21 protein-coding genes are annotated in these 17,660 nt (G+C 65.0%); 13 read left to right on the top strand and 8 right to left on the bottom strand.

Annotated features, from left to right (window positions below; genetic code table 11):
* Positions 1–14: 14 nt before the first annotated feature.
* A complete protein-coding gene (locus NSE01_RS11335) occupies positions 15–353 on the bottom strand; it encodes a rhodanese-like domain-containing protein (RefSeq protein ID WP_147159720.1) in 339 nt (112 codons plus the stop codon).
* A gap of 95 nt (positions 354–448) precedes the next feature.
* On the opposite strand from NSE01_RS11335, the gene NSE01_RS11330 reads away from it, so the two are divergent.
* The 7 genes from NSE01_RS11330 to NSE01_RS11300 are packed head-to-tail and all read left to right on the top strand — an operon-like array spanning position 449 to position 6,183.
* Positions 449–1,729, top strand: coding sequence for an NAD(P)/FAD-dependent oxidoreductase (locus NSE01_RS11330; protein WP_147159719.1), 1,281 nt, complete (start codon positions 449–451; stop codon positions 1,727–1,729).
* Between the two features lie 34 nt (positions 1,730–1,763).
* A complete protein-coding gene (locus tag NSE01_RS11325; RefSeq protein ID WP_147159718.1) occupies positions 1,764–1,967 on the top strand; it encodes a YgaP family membrane protein in 204 nt (67 codons plus the stop codon).
* Positions 1,964–3,238, top strand: a complete 1,275-nt coding sequence (locus tag NSE01_RS11320) for a TolC family outer membrane protein (protein ID WP_147159717.1) — start codon at positions 1,964–1,966, stop codon at positions 3,236–3,238. Before NSE01_RS11325 ends, NSE01_RS11320 begins: the two co-directional genes overlap by 4 nt.
* A 20-nt stretch (positions 3,239–3,258) precedes the next feature.
* Positions 3,259–3,612, top strand: coding sequence for a carboxymuconolactone decarboxylase family protein (locus NSE01_RS11315; protein ID WP_147159716.1), 354 nt, complete (start codon positions 3,259–3,261; stop codon positions 3,610–3,612).
* Positions 3,613–3,633: 21 nt separating this feature from the next.
* On the top strand, positions 3,634–4,482 hold the full coding sequence (locus NSE01_RS11310; protein ID WP_147159715.1) for a class I SAM-dependent methyltransferase: 849 nt from the start codon (positions 3,634–3,636) through the stop codon (positions 4,480–4,482).
* Complete coding sequence (locus NSE01_RS11305; protein ID WP_147159714.1) at positions 4,479–5,396, top strand: MBL fold metallo-hydrolase; 918 nt, start codon at positions 4,479–4,481, stop codon at positions 5,394–5,396. Before NSE01_RS11310 ends, NSE01_RS11305 begins: the two co-directional genes overlap by 4 nt.
* Positions 5,397–5,403: 7 nt before the next feature.
* Entirely contained in the window at positions 5,404–6,183 is a 780-nt protein-coding gene (locus NSE01_RS11300; protein ID WP_147159713.1) for a sulfite exporter TauE/SafE family protein, read from the top strand.
* A 279-nt stretch (positions 6,184–6,462) separates the two neighbouring features.
* Here NSE01_RS11300 and NSE01_RS21310 read toward each other — a convergent pair whose 3' ends face one another.
* On the bottom strand, positions 6,463–6,630 hold the full coding sequence (locus tag NSE01_RS21310; protein ID WP_170233819.1) for a hypothetical protein: 168 nt from the start codon (positions 6,628–6,630) through the stop codon (positions 6,463–6,465).
* A gap of 132 nt (positions 6,631–6,762) precedes the next feature.
* Positions 6,763–7,557 carry an ATP-binding protein gene (locus tag NSE01_RS11295; RefSeq protein ID WP_147159712.1) on the bottom strand — a complete coding sequence of 265 codons (795 nt, stop codon included), beginning with the start codon at positions 7,555–7,557 and terminating at the stop codon, positions 6,763–6,765.
* A gap of 89 nt (positions 7,558–7,646) precedes the next feature.
* Between NSE01_RS11295 and NSE01_RS11290 the strand changes: the two genes are divergently transcribed.
* A complete protein-coding gene (locus tag NSE01_RS11290) occupies positions 7,647–8,156 on the top strand; it encodes a conjugative transfer relaxase/helicase family protein (RefSeq protein ID WP_147159711.1) in 510 nt (169 codons plus the stop codon).
* A gap of 345 nt (positions 8,157–8,501) precedes the next feature.
* Here NSE01_RS11290 and NSE01_RS11285 read toward each other — a convergent pair whose 3' ends face one another.
* From NSE01_RS11285 to purM, 3 genes are read right to left on the bottom strand one after another with little or no spacing between them, the layout of a single operon-like run.
* Positions 8,502–9,650 (bottom strand): MFS transporter, encoded by a 1,149-nt coding sequence (locus NSE01_RS11285; protein WP_147159710.1) that lies wholly within the window; start codon positions 9,648–9,650, stop codon positions 8,502–8,504.
* A gap of 11 nt (positions 9,651–9,661) precedes the next feature.
* Positions 9,662–10,606 (bottom strand): phosphoribosylglycinamide formyltransferase, encoded by a 945-nt coding sequence (gene purN / locus NSE01_RS11280; protein WP_147159709.1) that lies wholly within the window; start codon positions 10,604–10,606, stop codon positions 9,662–9,664.
* On the bottom strand, positions 10,599–11,705 hold the full coding sequence (gene purM, locus NSE01_RS11275) for a phosphoribosylformylglycinamidine cyclo-ligase (RefSeq protein ID WP_147159708.1): 1,107 nt from the start codon (positions 11,703–11,705) through the stop codon (positions 10,599–10,601). The genes purN and purM overlap by 8 nt, the downstream gene beginning before the upstream one ends.
* A gap of 119 nt (positions 11,706–11,824) precedes the next feature.
* On the opposite strand from purM, the gene NSE01_RS11270 reads away from it, so the two are divergent.
* The 5 genes from NSE01_RS11270 (at position 11,825) to NSE01_RS11250 (ending at position 15,328) form a co-directional block, all read left to right on the top strand.
* A complete protein-coding gene (locus NSE01_RS11270; protein WP_246135173.1) occupies positions 11,825–13,105 on the top strand; it encodes a heavy-metal-associated domain-containing protein in 1,281 nt (426 codons plus the stop codon).
* 3 nt (positions 13,106–13,108) lie between these two features.
* Positions 13,109–13,735, top strand: a complete 627-nt coding sequence (locus NSE01_RS11265) for an HdaA/DnaA family protein (RefSeq protein ID WP_147159707.1) — start codon at positions 13,109–13,111, stop codon at positions 13,733–13,735.
* A 41-nt stretch (positions 13,736–13,776) separates the two neighbouring features.
* Entirely contained in the window at positions 13,777–14,499 is a 723-nt protein-coding gene (gene epsC, locus NSE01_RS11260) for a serine O-acetyltransferase EpsC (RefSeq protein ID WP_147159706.1), read from the top strand.
* A 5-nt stretch (positions 14,500–14,504) separates the two neighbouring features.
* Complete coding sequence (locus NSE01_RS11255; RefSeq protein WP_174812037.1) at positions 14,505–14,870, top strand: DUF2794 domain-containing protein; 366 nt, start codon at positions 14,505–14,507, stop codon at positions 14,868–14,870.
* 149 nt (positions 14,871–15,019) lie between these two features.
* The gene (locus NSE01_RS11250) at positions 15,020–15,328 is read left to right on the top strand and encodes a hypothetical protein (protein WP_147159705.1); all 309 of its coding nucleotides are present in this window, start codon (positions 15,020–15,022) and stop codon (positions 15,326–15,328) included.
* Between the two features lie 3 nt (positions 15,329–15,331).
* Here the strand turns inward: NSE01_RS11250 and NSE01_RS11245 are convergent, their stop codons facing one another.
* Both NSE01_RS11245 and NSE01_RS11240 read right to left on the bottom strand, forming a co-directional pair.
* Positions 15,332–16,240, bottom strand: coding sequence for an SDR family NAD(P)-dependent oxidoreductase (locus tag NSE01_RS11245; RefSeq protein ID WP_147159704.1), 909 nt, complete (start codon positions 16,238–16,240; stop codon positions 15,332–15,334).
* A 96-nt stretch (positions 16,241–16,336) separates the two neighbouring features.
* Entirely contained in the window at positions 16,337–17,440 is a 1,104-nt protein-coding gene (locus NSE01_RS11240; protein ID WP_147159703.1) for a branched-chain amino acid aminotransferase, read from the bottom strand.
* Positions 17,441–17,660: the final 220 nt, after the last annotated feature.

Genomic DNA, 17,660 nt, shown 5'->3' with positions numbered 1-17,660 from the left:
CCTGCCTGTGTCTGTCAGCCGCGCTCGACCGGGAAACCGGCAGCTTTCCACGCGCCGATGCCGCCCGCGAGGTGCGTTTCGACCGCGGCTTGCGCCTTGGCGCAGTGATCGAGCGCGAGTCCCGAACGCTTGCCGCCCGCACATTGCAGTACGACGGTGCGGCCTCCCGCATCCGGCAGGTTCTGGGGCGAGAAGCCCGAGAGCGGCACGTTCACGGCACCTGCAATGTGCTCGGCGGCGAACTCATCGGGTTCGCGGACGTCGATAAGCTGCACCGAGCCATCGGCCAGCATCGCCTTGAGGGTCTGCGCGTCGATTTCACGGTGCGCCTTGCTCTTGCCAAATCCGAACATCGTGGACCTCCTCGGGTTCATTCAATTTGTATATTGCATATATCGTGTAATCATCATATTTAGTCAAGCGAGATATCGAGGTGAGAGGAACGGACGTGTCGGAAAAACCCAAAATCGTGGTGCTGGGGGCTGGCCTTGGCGGAACCATCGCTGCTTACGAGATCCAGGCGGAAGTGAAGGGGAAGGCCGAGGTTATGATGGTTTCCAACACGGAAACCTACTCGTTCATCCCTTCGAACCCCTGGGTCGCCGTCCGCTGGCGTGAACCGGAAGCGATTCAGGTCCATCTCCCGCCGATCTTCGCGAAGAAGAAGATCGGTTTCACCGCCGTCGGTGCAAAGCGGCTTCATGCTGACGAGAAGCGACTCGAGCTGAACGATGGCACTTCTGTCAATTACGATTATCTCGTAATTGCAACCGGTCCTGAACTGGCGTTCGACGAAATCGAAGGTTTCGGTCCTGCAGGCCATACGGTCTCGGTCTGCGATACCGGTCATGCCTCGCTTGCGGCAGATGCGTTTGATCGCTTCGTCGAGAATCCCGGCCCGATCGTGGTCGGCGCGGTGCAAGGGGCCTCCTGCTATGGCCCGGCCTACGAGTTCGCCCTGATCCTCGACACCGAACTGCGCCGCCGCAAGATCCGCGACAAGGTGCCGATGACCTTTGTCACCGCTGAGCCCTACATCGGCCACCTCGGGCTGGACGGGGTGGGCGATACCAAGAGCCTGCTCGAGAGCAAGCTGCGCGACCGGCACATCAAGTGGATCACCAACGCCCGCGTGGCGAAGGTCGAGGCTGGCCTCATGCATGTCGAGGAAATCGCCGAGGGCGGGGTCGTCGCGAAGACCCACGAGCTTCCCTTCGGTTATTCGATGATGTTGCCCGCCTTCCGCGGCGTGGCGGCGGTGCGCGACATTCCCGGCCTCACCAATCCGCGCGGCTTTATCCTGATCGACAAGCACCAGCGCAATCCGGCTTACCCGGAAATCTTTTCGCTCGGCGTTTGCGTGGCGATCCCGCCGACGGGGCCGACCAACGTGCCGGTGGGCGTGCCCAAGACCGGGTTTATGATCGAGAGCATGGTCACCGCTACTGCCCACAATCTCAGCGCGCTGATTGATGGCAGGGAGCCGACGGCCGAGGCGACGTGGAATGCCGTGTGCCTTGCCGATTTCGGCGATGGCGGCATTGCCTTCGTGGCGCAGCCGCAGATTCCACCGCGCAACGTCAACTGGGCCGCCGGGGGCAAGTGGGTCCACCTCGCCAAGATCGGCTTCGAGAAATACTTCCTGCGCAAGATCCGCAAGGGCGAGAGCGAGCCGTTCTACGAAAAGCTCGCGATGCAGGTGATGGGCATCGACAAGCTGCGGGCCTGATCCCGCGCCAGCATACCTCAAGAGGAGCAAACCGATGACTCTGGATCGTGCCGTGATGATCTTCGCCGGCTGCGTGGTGCTGCTGGGCGTTGTTCTGTCGATAGAGGTTCACCCCTGGTGGATCGCCCTCACCGCCTTTGCCGGTCTCAACATGATCCAGGCCGGCTTCACCGGCTTCTGTCCGGCGGCGATGGTGTTCAAGGCGCTGGGTATCCGACCGGGGACAGCGTTCAAATGAAACGCCTGCAAAGTTCGGCCCGGTTGGCGCTCTGGCTGGCGGTGCCCTTGGCGCTGGCAGCCAGCGCCCATGCGGCAACGCTGGAAGATGCGCTGGCGTCCGCACTCTCGCACGCGCCGGAAGTGGCTGCGGCCGATGCCGATGCGGATGCCGCAGCATCGCGGGTGGATGCAGCGCGGGCGGAGCATATGCCGACGGCGACCCTGACCGGCACGATCGGCTATGGCCGCCTCGATCCGGGCGGGTTCTTCGGGCTTGGCCGGGCGGATGTCACCCCGCGCGCGGCACAAGTGGCGATCGAACAGCCGCTGTTTACCGGCGGCCGGGTCGGCGCCGGGGTGGACCGCGCGCGGGCCGGTATGGCTGCGGCTGAAGCTGGCAAGATCGGCACGCGCAGCCAGCTCGTGGTGGCGGTGACGCAGGCCTATGGCGATGTGCTGATGACGGCGCAGCTGGTGGATCTCTATGGCCGGCTGGTGGCGGAAACGACCGAGATCGGGCGTCAGGCCGAGCTCAAGTTCAAGGCGGGTGAAAGCCCGAGCACCGATGTAGCGCAAGCCTCCGCGCGGCTCGCCGAGGCGCGTGCTGCGCTGGCCCGCGCGCAGGGCATGCAGGTTTCGGCGCAGGCGCGCTTCCGCGATCTGACGGGCCTCGAACCTGCCGAGCTCCAACCGCTGCCCGCCAACCCGGCGTTGCCGGGTACGCTCGATGAAGCGATGGATTCCGCGATGGCGGCCAATCCCATGCTCGCGCAGGCAGAGGCAGGTCTGCGCGCAGCGCAGGCAGCAGCACGCGGAGCGCGGGCGGAGCGCCTGCCCACCGTCGGCGCCTTTGCCGAAGCGGCAACCGTGCGCGACCAGTTCTTCCCGGGATACCGCGGCGATAGCGCGACCGTCGGCATCCGGGCCCGCTGGCAGATTTTTGGCGGCGGCCGCGTTTCCGGCAGGATTGCCGAAAGCAACAGCGCCGTAAGGGCCGCCGATGCGCGGGTCCGCGCAGCGCGGCAGCAGACCGAAGAGCAGGTTATCGCCGCCTTCCAGGATGTGCGCACGGCGCAGCTCGTCGAACAGGCTTCAGATGAGCAGACGGCAGCTGCCGCAAAGGCACTGGAGAGCGTGCGGCAGGAAGTCCGCGTCGGCATGAAGCCGCAGCTCGATCTGCTCGACGCCGAGCGCGAGGCGACCGCTGCCGCGGCCGCGGCCGCGCGCGCAAGTACGGACCGGATCGTGGCTGCCTACCGGCTGCTCGCGATGATCGGCCGCAAGTTCTGAGCAAGCAAAGGAGAGCGCACGTGCACAAGGATTGGCCGGAAATGGCGACGCAGCTTTCAGGCGCGATCAAGCAGGTGCGCCTTGGCAGTCCCGAAGTGACCAAGGCGTTCTCCGCCATGGCCAAGGCGGCCACGGAAGCCGGAGCACTTGATACGAAAACCAAGGAACTGATCGCACTTGCCATCTCGGTGGCGATACGCTGCGATGGCTGTGTCGCCTTCCATAGCGAGGCGGCAGTGCGTCAGGGTGCGACCCGCGAAGAGCTGATGGAGACCATGGGCATGGCGCTCTACATGGGTGCGGGACCAAGCCTGATGTACGCCGCGCAGGCCGTCGAGGCCTATGACCAGTTTGCTGCAAAGGCTGGCGCCTGAACAACACCCGAGGAGTATTTCATGTCTGATTCCCATGGCACGAGTGGCGAAGACTGGGCGGATGCACGCGGCGCACTGTGGCTGGCGGAGCTCGATTCCTACGAACAGATGCTGGAGCTGCTGGGTATTGCGCTGCTGGACCGGGCTGCGCTGGAGAACGGTCAGCACGTGGCTGATATCGGCTGCGGAGGTGGTCGTACCTCGCGTCTCGCCGCGCATCTGGTCGCGCCGGAAGGCAGCGTGCAGGGGGTCGATATTGCTCCGATGCTGATGGCGGAAGCCACGCGCCGGGCCGAGGCAGAGGGCCTGCGCAATCTTCGCTTCAGCACGGGTGACGCCGCCAGCTTTGTGCCCGAAGGCGCTCCGTTCGACCGGCTGCTTTCGCGTCTCGGCATCATGTTCTTCGCCGATCCCGCAGCGGCGTTCGCCAATCTGCGCCGGCTGCTCAAGGACGGCGGGCAAGCCGATTTCGCGGTCTGGGCGGCTCCTCAGGACAATGTGTGGATGAGCGGCGCACGCGCGATCGTGGCCGAGCATATCGAATTGCCTGTGGCCGATCCCCTCGCGCCTGGCCCCTTTGCGCTGGCCGATCCCGACCGCTTTGCGTCGCTGCTAAGGGACGCGGGCTTCTCGCAGGTCGACATGCAGGCATGGTACGGCCCGATCCGCGTAGGCGGGACCGGCAGCGATGCTGCAAAGGCAGCGGAGTTCTCGCTGCGCGCCTTTTCGTTCGCCACGGTGCTGGTGGGCGCTGAAGCCGGCCTTGAGGAAGCGATCCGGGAAAAGGTCATCGCCTTCTTCCGCCAGTTCGAAACGCCGGACGGTGTGCAGGTGCCGGGCAAGGCCTGGCTGGTGAGAGCCATGGCATGAACGATCAGGCGCTCCTTGCTGCACGGGGCATCGTTGAGGCATCGCCTCCCGGCAGTGTCCGCGTGCATACCGTCTTTGACGAGGCTACGTTCACCGCAACTCACATCGCCAGCGATCCCGCCACTGGCAAGGCGGCGATCATCGACAGCGTTCTCGATTTTGATCCTGCTTCCGGCCGTACCTCCACCACAACGGCCGACAAGGTGATCGCCCATGTCGAAGCGGCAGGGCTGACGGTCGAATGGCTCCTTGAAACGCATGTCCATGCCGATCACCTTTCTGCCGCGCCCTATCTGCAGGAACGGCTTGGCGGCACGCTGGCGATCGGGCGGGATATCCTGACGGTGCAGTCGGTCTTCGGCGCGCTCTTCAACGAAGGCCCCGCATTCGCGCGCGATGGCTCGCAGTTTGATCGGTTGCTGCAGGATGGCGAGCGGTTCCAGCTCGGCTCGCTTGAGGCGGCCGTGCTCCACGTGCCGGGGCACACACCAGCAGATATGGCCTTCGTTATCGGCGATGCAGCCTTCGTCGGCGATACGCTGTTCATGCCTGATTATGGCACCGCACGGGCCGATTTTCCCGGCGGTGACGCACGCACGCTGTTCCGTTCGATCCACCGCCTGCTTGCCCTGCCCGATCGGACCCGGCTGTTCCTGTGCCACGACTACAAGGCGCCGGGCCGCGACCAGTTCGTCTGGGAAACGACAGTCGCCGAAGAACGGGAGCACAACGTCCACGTCCATCCCCGCGTGAGCGAAGACGCTTTCGTGGCGATGCGCGAGGCGCGCGATGCAACGCTGGGCATGCCGCGCCTGATCCTGCCCTCAATCCAGATCAACATGCGCGCAGGCCACCTGCCCGAGCCCGAGGACAACGGCACGCGCTACCTCAAACTGCCGCTGAATCGGCTGTAGCACGGTCATGCTCGAGCCCCTCCAGTATCTCCTCGGCGGCGCTTCGGGCTCGCTGGTGGGCTTCACCCTCGGTCTGGTCGGCGGGGGCGGCTCGATCCTGGCCGTCCCGCTGATGGTCTATCTGGTGGGCGTCACTTCGCCGCACGTGGCCATCGGCACGAGCGCGCTGGCGGTTGCTGCCAATGCCGGGGCCAATCTCGTGCCGCATGCGCGGCAGGGCTCGGTAAAGTGGCGCTGTGCTGGGATGTATGCCCTTGCAGGCGTGGCGGGTGCCTATGCCGGATCGAGCCTCGGCAAGGCGTTCGACGGCCAGCGCCTGCTGTTCCTGTTCGCCCTGCTGATGCTGGTGGTCGGCGGGTTGATGCTCAAAGGACGCGGTCAGACGGGCAACCCGAATGTCGAATGCCGGCGGGAGAATGCACCCAAGGTGATCGCCTTCGGCAGCGCGACGGGTCTGTTTTCCGGGTTTTTCGGGATTGGTGGCGGCTTCCTGATCGTGCCGGGCCTGATGGCGTCGACCGGCATGCCGATGCTCAATGCAGTCGGCTCCTCGCTTGTTGCCGTCGCTGCCTTCGGACTGACGACTGCGCTCAACTATGCGGCTTCGGGGCTGATCGATTGGGGCCTTGCGGCCGCGTTCATCGGCGGCGGGGTGCTCGGAGGCCTTGTCGGCGCCGCTGCATCACGCCGATTGGCGGCACACAAAGGTCTGCTCAACACCGTGTTTGCCGCGCTGATCTTCTGCGTTGCCTGCTACATGATCTGGAAGAGTTGGCTTGCCATCTGATCGTTTGCGTCTTTCCGTGGCGCACTCATCCTAGTGAGGATAGCGCAAATTTCCCTCACCCGCCTGTTCCTCAATCAGCCACGATCAAAGCACCCTCCGCCCACATGTCGGACTGATGGCAACGACAGGTTTCACCCGGAGCGGACGTCCAAGGTCTATGGTGGAGCGAACGGGTCTGGTCGACAGTTGCCGGCTCTCCTGAAGGGCGCGAAGTGGGACAAACCCGTCTTTCCCATGCTGCAGGTTGAGTGTCAGCTCTTGTCAGAACCCGCCATTCGTTCAGTGCGGTACCGCCTGGCAGCAAAGGGCGCGCTTCGCGCCCCGCTCAAACGACGCATCGAACGACCCGTCTATGAGTTTGGCGATAAGCGCGAGCGCTTCTCCATCGTCCATTCGGGCAATGCCGCGCTCGGACAGCTTGGACAAAGCATGGATATCAGGGCTCATGGACATCACCTGCCAGCCTAGCCACGCCCAGCCTGGTCAAACAGGGCAAGGGCATCCGGCAGGCAATAAATCGGGACTTTACCATTGCCGGCCTCGATGCTTTCAGGTCCGCCATTGATCACGAACGCCCGTTCAGCCGCCACTTCGCCCAGCGCCTCGTAGAAGCCGCCTTTTCGGCGAGGTATCCTCGCCCAGCTTGACCTCAACCGCCCAGCGTCGGCCTGCGCCGAAATCAACGATGATATCGATCTCCTGCCGTTTGTCGTTGCGATAGAAATAGAGTTCGGCGGCCTTCGGTATGCGCGAGGACAGAGCTTCGAGCACGAACCCTTCCCAGCTCTTTCCACAAAGCGGACTGGCGCGCAGGTCGTCAATGACAGCGAATTTCCAGTTCTCATGAAGCAACCCGCTATCGCGGATGAAGTAGCGCGCGGGCTTGTCGATCCGCTTGCCTTCATTCGGAAACCACGGCCGCAGCTCGCGGATGAGCCGGGTCATGCGCAAGTGGGCGATGAGTTCCCGCACGACATCGGCCTTGCACCCGAGCCGCTGCGCGGCTTTGTCCACGAGCATCGGCTCGCCCTGATTGATGGCCAGATGCTCCCACATCGGCCCGACCAAATCCGGTCTCGCGAGCATCCCTTCGGGAATGAACGCCGGGTCGGTGAGCGAGCGCAGGTAATTCGATCGCCATTCGAGGCTGACCTCCTCGCTTTCGGCGAGATAGCTGTCAGGAAAACCGCCCCGGAGCCATATCCGCTGTTGAACGTCATGGTGGATGGACGATGGCGATCGCGCGGCTGTTTGCGCCGCAACCGCGCCGAAGTCGAATGGCGCGGGCTTCGTGGCGATATTCGTAGTCAATTCGCCTATTTGAAATGGCCAAAGATTGATCTCGCCGTAACGCCCGCCGAGCTGCCCCGCCAATCGCGTCAGCTGGCCGCCTCGGCGTTGTCGGAGATAGCCAGGCCATCCAGCTTCATGAGCGCAAGCCGATCTCGCTCTACACCGGCGACTTGATCCGCTGGACCGCGAACGATCACCAGCGCGGGCTGATCAATGCGGACCGAGCCAAGGTCACTGCTATCACCGATGCGGGCGTCGCGGTGAAGACCTCGGCTGGCATGGAGCACCTCCTCAAGCGCGATGACCCGATGCTGGCTCGGGTCGATCTGGCCTACGCGCTTAACGCTCACATGGCGCAGGGGCTGACATCCGACAAAGGCATCGCGGTGATGGACAGTCAGACCCGTAAGCTGCTCTCGGCCCGGAACTTCCTTGTCACGATCACTCGGCTGCGCGATGAGCTAACGCTGATCGTCGACAACCGCGACAAGGTCGGGGTGGGGATCGGTCGCAACCTCGGCGACAAGACGTCCGCGCTGGAGGTGACCGAACGGCTTGGTGCCGCTGCCGCCAGAGGGCAGGCTGCCGGAAAAGCGCCAGCTCCCGAGCCAAAGGGAAAAGAGCCGCTCGAGCTTGAGCGCACGATCACAAAGGTGCTGCCGTTCGAGATGGGGATCTGAGGGTGGCTAGCGATTGAAAACTTTCGCGCTTAGCGAACCGCTCATCGGCTCAAGTCTGGCAAAAAACTGTGAGACTTCGCACTGGCGACTGATAATGCTATCAGCAATCCATTCGTCGCCATAAAACACCATTTGGACGCAAATTGGAATCGAACCGGGTATAAACTGCAGTCTGATGGTATTTTTGATGGATATCGATACCATCACGATCTTATTTAAGAGCACTTTCCCAATTATTTAAGCCCTATAGGGGACTCCGTCCCCGGCACCACTTCCCCAAAATAGCGTCATATTTCAGCTACTTTGCAGGGTTGGAAACTTCCTCGGATACCAGATTGGAATACGTCAGGCCGCTGCCGGTTGGCGGGCGTACCAGGTGTTGAGCATCGAGGCCATTGCGGCGATTGCGGCGAGGCCGAGCAGGATAGGCAGGCGGAAGCTGGCGCCTGATGCCAGCAGGGCGGCGGAAATCAGGCAGGCTGAGGCGCAGCCGAGATCCCAGCCGCCTTCGGTTGCCATCGAAAAGCGAAGCACGCAGGGGCTCTGCCGGGCCATGGCATAGAGCGGGGCGAGCATGGCAGTCGCCGTCATCGGCACGACGAGGGCGCCGAGTGCGGTCGCCACCACGGCGAGCACCGGGTGCGCGAAGGCTGCGCCCTTCAGCACCAGCGCGAACGCGGCGGCGCCATAGGCCACCGCGAGCGAGTGGCGCGGGCGGCCGGTATCGATCAGGCGGCCGACGACGAGGCTGCCGATGGCCGCCGCGACTCCGGCCGCTGCAATCGCGCCGCCGAACGCATCGAAATGTTCGCCCAGCGAGGCGAACAGGGCGAGGTTCCAGATCATCACGCTGCAGCCGGAGTGGAAGCCTTCGCCAAGATAGAGCCGCCGCGCATGGGCTGCGACGGCGCGGTCGAGCTGGGCGTTGGGATCGACCGAAGGATTGGGCGCGCCGATCAGTGGCAGCGCGGTTGCCAATTGCAGTGCGGCGATGGCGAGGAACGCGGGGACGGGACCGGCGACAGCGAGCAGCACGCCGCCCACGGCAGGCGCGACGATGCCGACAACCGCGCTGGTTGCCTGCTGGATGCTGACCTGTTGCCCGCCTTTGCCGGTTTCCATGAGGCTTGGCATCACGGCGTGCCACGACGTCCAGTAAAGCACGCCGCCGATCCCACTGACGCCGAGGAACAGCGCTAGCAGCGGGCCGACGCCGGTGACGAAGGGAAGCAGCGCAAAGCTGACTGCCCGAATCGCGACGCCGGTGAGCAGGGTGCCGAGCAATCCCCACCGCAGCGCCAGCGGCAGCACCAGCGGGCGCAGCACGAAGCGCGAGAGCACGATCATCGCGAAGCTGGCAAGCGCGGCGGGATAGGAGAACCCGCGGCTGACGAGGAAGCCGGCGATGAAGATGCCGCCACTGGCCTCAACAAACGATTGCAGGCCGGAGTGGAGATAAACGCGCTGGAGCGGGGTCAAAGCGCTTGAGGGCATGGGTCTGGAGCCTAGAATTCCATCATCGCGGCAAGTCTGCGCGGCGCGACGGCTTGCCACGAGCGGCGCAGCCATTCGGCGATGTCGTCCCAGTCCACGTCGCCGAGGTCAATACGAATACCTATCCAGCCGTCGCCGAAATAGGCGGGGCGGAAGAAGCGCTCGGGATCGCTTTCGATGAGCTGTTCCTGCTCGTCGGCTCCGCTGATCTTGACCAGCAGCGCGTTGCGCCCGTCATGGTGGTGGTTGGTGGCCACGTAAGCAAACTTCTTGCCTTTGACGATGCCGAAGCAGGCCATGCCGTGGCTCAGGCTTTCCTCGGCTTCGGGGAGTTGCATCGCCCGTTCGCGGACTTGTGCGGTTAGCCACGCCGGATCGGCCTCACGCGTGACGAGCTGCGCCAGGCAGCGGGCGTAGAGTTGGTGCTCGGCGAAAAGGACGCGGGCGGCGAGCGCATCGGGCGTATCGCCGGGCAGGATGGCGACCGCGATCTGGCCGAGCACCGGGCCTTCATCGAGATCGGCGGTGACGAGGTGGACGGTGCAGCCGGCGTGCGTATCGCCTGCCGCAATCGCGCGCTCATGGGTGTGGAGGCCGGTATACTTGGGCAGCAGCGACGGGTGGATATTGACCATCCGCCCTTCCCAGCGCGCCACGAAATCAGGGCTGAGGATGCGCATGTAACCTGCAAGCGCGATCCACCGTGCACCGTGGCGGCGCACTTCGCTCTCCATCGCCGCGTCGTGCTCGGCACGCGGCACGCCCTTGTGGGGGAGGACGAAGGTGGGGATGCCTTCAGCCGCGGCGAGCTTGAGGCCGCCGGCTTCAGGGTTGTTGGAGAGGACGAGGACGATTTCGTAGGGACAGTCGGGCAGCCGGCTCGCGTAGAGCAGCGCGGCCATATTGGTGCCGCTGCCGGAAATGAAGACGGCGACCCTGGCGCGCTGTTCAGCCAAAGTGCGCTGCTTCCCAAGCCTCGCGCGCGCTCCATGCCTCGGCGCTGCCGGTGACGGTGCAGCCCTTTTCGCCCGCGACGATTTCACCCACGGTGAAGGCGGTTTCGCCAGCGGCGATGAGGTCTGCGATCAGGGAGGGCGCTTCGGCGGGATTGACCGCGAGGATCATGCCGACGCCGCAGTTGAACGTGCGCGCCATTTCGCCGGGCTCGATTGCGCCTTGCGCCTGAAGGAAGGCCATCAGGCGCGGCTGTTCCCACGCATCGGCGTTGATCCGGGCGTGGAGGCCCTTGGGCAGCACGCGGGGGACGTTTTCGAGGAGACCGCCGCCGGTGATGTGGGCCAGCGCGTTGATCCTGCCGCTGCGGATGAAGGGCAGCAGGCTCTTCACATAGATGCGGGTGGGCTCGATCAGGTAGTCGATCAGCAGGCGTTCGTTATCGAACAGCGCGGGGCGTTCGAGCTTCCAGCCTTTGTCGGCAGCGAGGCGGCGGACGAGCGAATAGCCGTTGGAATGGACGCCCGAGGAGGCAAGGCCGATCAGCACATCGCCTTCTGCAACCCGGTCGCCGGTCAATTGTTCGCCGCGCTCGACCGCGCCGACGCAGAAGCCCGCGAGATCGTAGTCGCCCGCTGCATACATGCCGGGCATCTCCGCCGTCTCGCCGCCGATAAGCGCGCAGCCTGCCATGCGGCAACCTTCTGCAATGCCGGCGACAACCCGCTCGGCAACCCCGGTATCAAGCTTGCCGGTGGCGAAATAATCGAGGAAGAACAGTGGCTCCGCGCCCTGAACGATGAGATCGTTGACGCACATGGCGACGAGATCGATGCCGATCGCGTCGTGGCGATCATGGTCGATCGCGAGCTTGACCTTGGTGCCGACGCCGTCGTTGCCCGCGACCAGCAACGGATCCTTGTAACCGGCCGCCTTGAGATCGAAGAACGCACCGAAGCCGCCGAGCTCGGCATCCGCACCGGGGCGCGCGGTCATCTTCGCAAGGGGGCCGATTGCCTTCACCAGCGCATTGCCGGCGGCGATGTCCACCCCGGCCTTGGCGTAGGAATAGGACTGCTGCGTTTCGTCGTTGGAAGCCATGGGGCACGCGCCTAGCGCTTTCCCGCTTGGATTTCCACTTGCCTTTGGGCAAAAGCGCAGCCAGCCGATTGGCACGCGCCAGATACCAGCGCATGCATGCGTCCCCGAATGGAGTTCCCTTGGCCGCCCTGCGCCCATCCTTGCCCAAGCTGATCCTGCCGCTGAACCTTTCGCGCAAGGCGCGGCTGGGCTTGTTCGCCGCGTTTGGCCTCGTCCTCGCGGGCGGCGGCGCGGCGATCTATGCGCAGATCGAGGGCGACCGCGGCATCGCGCCGATTGCCAGCAATGGCGACTTCGAAGTGAGCGGGATCGAGGTCAACACAACCGGCAAGACCGCCGAAGAAGCCCGCGCCAACGGCTGGAAGGAAGCGCAGCGGCTGGCGTGGGAGAAGCTATGGAAGTCCAACGGGCTGGGTGGCGGCGCTGCCCCCGCGCTCGATGCCGCGACGATTGACGGCATGGTCTCTGCCGTTGTCGTCGGGCAGGAGCAGATCGGCCCGCACCGCTATATCGCGACCCTTGGCGTGATCTTCGATCGCACGCGAACCAGCAGCTACCTCGGCATGCAGGGACAGATCGCGCATTCCGCGCCGATGCTGGTGATCCCGGTGCTGATCGAGGGCGGCGTTACCTCGGTGTTCGAGACGCGCACCCCCTGGCAGAAGGCCTGGGCCGAGTTTCGCACCGGCTCCAGCGTGATCGATTATGTGCGCCCCAATGGCGCGGGCGCGGATTCGCTGCTGTTGACCGCCGGGCAGATCAGCCGCCGCAGCCGCAACTGGTGGCGGCTGGTGCTCGATTCGTTCGGCGCCGCAGACGTTATCATGCCGATCGCGAGGCTGGAGCGGAGCTGGCCGGGCGGCCCGGTGCACGGCATTTTCACCGCGCGGCGCGGACCGGACAACAAGTTCATCGGCAGCTTCGAGCTGACCGCACCTTCCGAGGACAAGCTGCCCCAGATGCTGGCGGAAGCGATCACCCGGCTCGATGGGCTTTACGCCGGCGCGCTGGCCGCTGGGCAACTCGCGCCCGATTCCTCGCTGTCGATGCGCCCGGATCTTGATCCTGCGCTGGTTGACAGCATTGTCGCGAAGCTCGGCCCTGCGCCCTCCGCTACATCGGCGGCGGGGCCTGATGCGGCTGCTACAACGGCGGCGGTCCCGACGACCATGGTGACGGTGCAGTTTGCCACACCGGATGCGGCGGCTGTCGATGCCGGCATCGCTGCGGTGCGCCGGGTCGACGGGGTCAAGGAGGCGGCAACCTCCAGCCTTGCCATCGGCGGGACATCGGTGATGCGTGTGACCTTCACCGGCGATATCGATGCCCTTGCCGCCGCGCTGCGTGCGCAGGGTTGGCGCGTGACCCAAGGGGCCGGCGCGCTCTCCATCCGCAAGTAGGACATGAGCCAGATTGCCCTGCCTCTCGTAACGGCGACCAGCGCCGATGCGGTCCTGACCGGTCCGAGCCTCGAGCCGGTGCTGGCGCTGCTGGCTGGCGCGGCGGAATGGCCGTTCCGTGCGGCCGTGCTGGCGGGGCCGCCGCGTTCGGGCAAGAGCCTGCTGGCGCGCTGGTTCGCCGCGAGCGGGCTGGGCGATGTGCTCGATGATGCCGACAGCCTGCCCGAGGACGCGGTGTTCCACCGCTGGAACCGCGCGCAGGCGGATGGGCGGCCGCTGCTGATCGTTTCGAACAAGGCGCCAGGTGCCTGGGCCGTGACGCTGCCGGACCTTGCCTCGCGGCTGGGCGCGGCGCTGATGATCGAGATCGGCGCACCGGATGACGAACTGCTGCGCGCGCTGGTCGAAACCCATGCGGCGCGGCGCGGGCTGGCATTGGGCGAGGCGGTGCTCGCCTATATCCTGCCCCGGCTGGAACGCAGCCATGCCGCGGCCGAGGCGCTGGTAGAAACAATTGATCGCCTGTCCCTTGAGCGCAAGGCAGCCGTCACCATATCCCTTGCGCGCGACGCTCTGGCCGAGAGGGTACACGGTGTACCCGAAGCCGAGCGGCAACCTAGGCTTCTCTAGGCGCGCTTGATTTAGGAGCCCAAACGGGGGTATCTGCGCGCATGTTCGACAGCCTTATTGCCTATCTGGACTCGATCCGCGCACGTGACCCTGCGCCGCGTTCGCGCTGGGAAATCCTGCTTTATCCGGGGCTCCATGCCGTCGGTTTCCACCGCGTGGCGCACTGGCTGTTCACGCAGCGGCTGTTTTTCCTTGCGCGGTTCGTCAATCATCTGGCGCGATTCTTCACGGGCATCGACATCCATCCGGGTGCGAAGATCGGGAAGCACCTGTTCATCGACCATGGCTTCACCGTGATCGGCGAAACCGCCGAGATCGGCGACAACGTGACGATCTACCAGTGCGTGACGCTGGGCGGCACCAACCCCGCCAACGGCGTTCCCGGCAAGCGCCACCCGACGCTGAGCGACAATGCGATCATCGGTTCGGGTGCGCAGATCCTCGGTCCCATCACGGTCGGACCGCGCGCCCGTGTCGGCGCCAATGCCGTGGTGACGGAGGACGTGCCTGAAGGCGCGACCATGGTCGGCCTCAAGGCGCGCTCCACGCTGGTGCCGGTGGAGACCTGGCTCAAGGACTTCATCCCCTATGGCACGCCCTGCAAGGAGCCGTGCGAGCCGACCGGCGGCACTCGGGTGGACGAACTCGAATCCGAAGTTGCGCTGCTGAAGGCGCAAGTCGCGGCCTTGCTCGCAGCGCAGGATGAGAGCACCGATGCGCCCGCTCCGGTCGGTGGCGGCAACCGGCGCAGGAGCCGCAGCTGAGCGTGATCGGCGCCGGTGACGGGGCGAACGGCCCCACGGTTCTGAGCTTTCCCAACGTGCGCGGTGAACCGCAGGTCGGCTTCGATCGGGCGGAACTGCAGCGCATTCTCGATCTCTATGGCCGCATGGTCGCTGCCGGCGAATGGCGCGACTATGCCATGGGCTTTGACAAGGATGCTGCGAGTTTTGCGGCCTTTCGCCGGACGGCGGAACGCCCTTCCGCCCGCATCGAGAAGCGCCCCGCGCTGCGCGCCAAGCAGGGCATGTGGACGCTGTATGGCGAGGCGGGGCAAGTGCTGAAGCGCGGGCACGAGCTTGCGGGAGTGCTGTCCGTGCTCGAGCGGAAGCTGCTGAAGATCGTCGAGGATTGAGGCGGCCTCGTTTCCCCGCTTCATTTTCCAAACCGGCTCATGCTGAGCTTGTCGAAGCATCATCCCCGACAGTCGCGCCAGCACCCTTCGACGGGCTCAGGGTGAGCGGAGTTGCGGGGATCCCCATAGTATCAAAGGGTGGTGCAGCGTTGCGGTTTGTTCCCGCGATGATCGCACCACTGCTGCTTGCGGGATGCGAAGCCCCACCTGCGGATCGCCAAAAGCCCGACGAAGGCTCGCCCGTACTGCGCGTTATCTACCGCGACACTGAGTCCGAAATGGTGCTGATGGTGCCGGAGAAGGGGCAGCGTGCGGCCATACGCAGCGATTGTGCCGCACCGCTGCTGGTCGATGCGCACACCGGTGCGGTGCGGGTGCTGAGCGAGACTGAAGTACAGGCGCGGCTCAAGACGATGCAACTTGCGGGGGCGACGCGCGGTGCGTGCCCCCGCAATTGAGGCTTACCGCTTCATCGCTGCCTGAAGTTCGACGAGGATAGCCTGGCTCTGCTGCGCGCCCGACTGGGGGACGAAATCGCCGGTGCGGTCTGAAATCTGGTCCCAATGCGCCGCGAAGTCTTCGACGGAGCGTGCATCCGGCGAGAGCAGTACGGGCTTGTTCATCGTGACCCACGCCGAGTGATAGGCACCCGCGCCCGCGCCGACGATGGCGTTGGTCGGGGCATCTTCCGAGACGAGGAACAGCCCGGCGGGGACGACGTGTTCCGGGCCGAACAGCTTGAAGGCTTCCTCGGGGAAAATATCCTCGGTCATGCGGGTCGCGGCGACCGGGGCGATCGTGTTGACCTTGATGTTGTTCTTTGCGCCTTCGAGGTAGAGCGTCTTGGTGAGGCCGGCGAGGCCGAGCTTGGCGGCGCCGTAGTTGGCCTGGCCGAAGTTGCCGAACAGGCCGGTCGAGGAAGCGGTCATCAGGATGCGGCCGTAGTTCTGCTCGCGCATCGTGTCCCAGCAGGCCTTGGTGGCGAAGGCCGAGCCGATCAGGTGGACCTTGATCACCATTTCGAAATCGGCCGGGTCCATCTTGGTGAAGCTCTTGTCACGCAGAATGCCGGCGTTGTTGATGAGGACGTGGACGCCGCCCCACTTCTCCTTGGCCTTGGCGACCATTTCGACCATCTGCTCGTATTCGCTGACCGAGCCGCCGTTCGACATGGCCTCGCCGCCAGTGGCCTGGATTTCCTCGACGACCTTGAGCGCAGCGTCGGAATGGCCGGTGCCATCGCGCGCGCCGCCGAGATCGTTGACGACGACCTTGGCCCCGCGCCGGCCGAGTTCGAGCGCGTATTCACGCCCGATGCCGCCGCCCGCGCCAGTGACGATCGCGACCTTGTCCTTGAACGAAATGCTCATGGCAATGCTCTCCCTTACGCCGCGCTATTCGGTGTTTGGCGCGGCGATTAACGGCGCAGGCGATGCCATGGCGAATTGGCCTTGGCAACCGCGTCCTCAGCCGATGCGGTGGACCCAGCCGTGGGTGTCTGCCGCTTCGCCGCGCTGGATCGCGACGAGGCGGCTGCGCAGCTTCTGGGTGATCTGCCCTGGGCCGCCGCTGCCGATCACGAAGCTGTCGCTGGCGCTCGTCACCTTGCCGACCGGCGTGACCACCGCAGCGGTGCCGCAGGCAAAGGTTTCGATGAGCGCGCCTGAGGTGGCGTCTGCCTGCCATTGGGCGAGCGAATAGCGCTCCTCGCGCACGGCAAGGCCTTCCTCGCGCGCGAGCTTGATGAGGCTTTCGCGGGTGATGCCGGGGAGGATCGTGCCGCCCAGGGGGGGCGTGACGAGCGAGCCATCGGCCATCACGAAGAACAGGTTCATGCCGCCCAGTTCCTCGATCCATTTGCGTTCGACCGCATCGAGGAAGAGCACCTGATCGTGCCCGCGCGAGAAGGCCTCGGCGGTGGGCACGAGGCTGGCGGCATAGTTGCCGCCGCACTTGGCCGCACCGGTGCCGCCGGGCGCGGCACGGCTGTAGTCGCTGACCCAGAGCGAGACGGCGGGGGCGCCCGACTTGAAGTAGTTGCCGGCAGGGCTGGCGATCACGAGGAACTTGTACTTCTTCGACGGGCGCACGCCAAGGAAGGCCTCGCTCGCGAACATGAAGGGACGCAAGTAGAGCGAGCCGCCCTCGACAGTGGGGAACCAGTCCTTGTCGGCCTTCACGAGTTCTTCGACCGCCTGAACGAACAGGCCTTCGGGCAGGACCGGCATGGCAAGCCGCTCGGCCGAGGCGTTGAAGCGCGCGGCGTTGGCTTCGGGGCGGAACAGGGCGATGCCACCATCCGCGAGGCGATAGGCCTTGAGGCCCTCGAAGATTTCCTGCGCGTAGTGGAGGACAGCCGCCGCCGGATCGAGCGGGATCGGGCCGTAGGGCACGACTTCTGCGCTGTGCCAGCCCTTGCCCTCGTCATAGCTGACGGAGACCATGTGATCGGAAAAGGCAGTGCCGAAGCCCGGATTGGCGAGGATTTCCGCGCGCACGTCCGCCGCCATGGGTGAAGGATGGGGCTGGTGTGCAAACGTGAACGGTGCGGCGGTATCGGGCGTCGCCATCGGGCGGTCCTTCGGGATTGTTAGCTCTGCGACGCGCCGTGAACTATTGTTGCGCAAATGGCAAGCGATTTGGAACAAATGTGAAGGGCCGCTTCCGGCAGTCGGAAGCGGCCCTTCGCATGGTCAGCGGCCGGAAGTGCCGCCCACGGTGCCTCTATCGCTTGAACAAACTAGCGATAATGCTCCGCGATGCGCAATGCCGACCCCTCTGCTGAACCAT

It is taken from the genome of Novosphingobium sediminis, assembly GCF_007991615.1.
Classification (GTDB): Bacteria; Pseudomonadota; Alphaproteobacteria; order Sphingomonadales; family Sphingomonadaceae; genus Novosphingobium; species Novosphingobium sediminis.
This window is presented reverse-complemented; position numbering and strand designations above follow the sequence as displayed.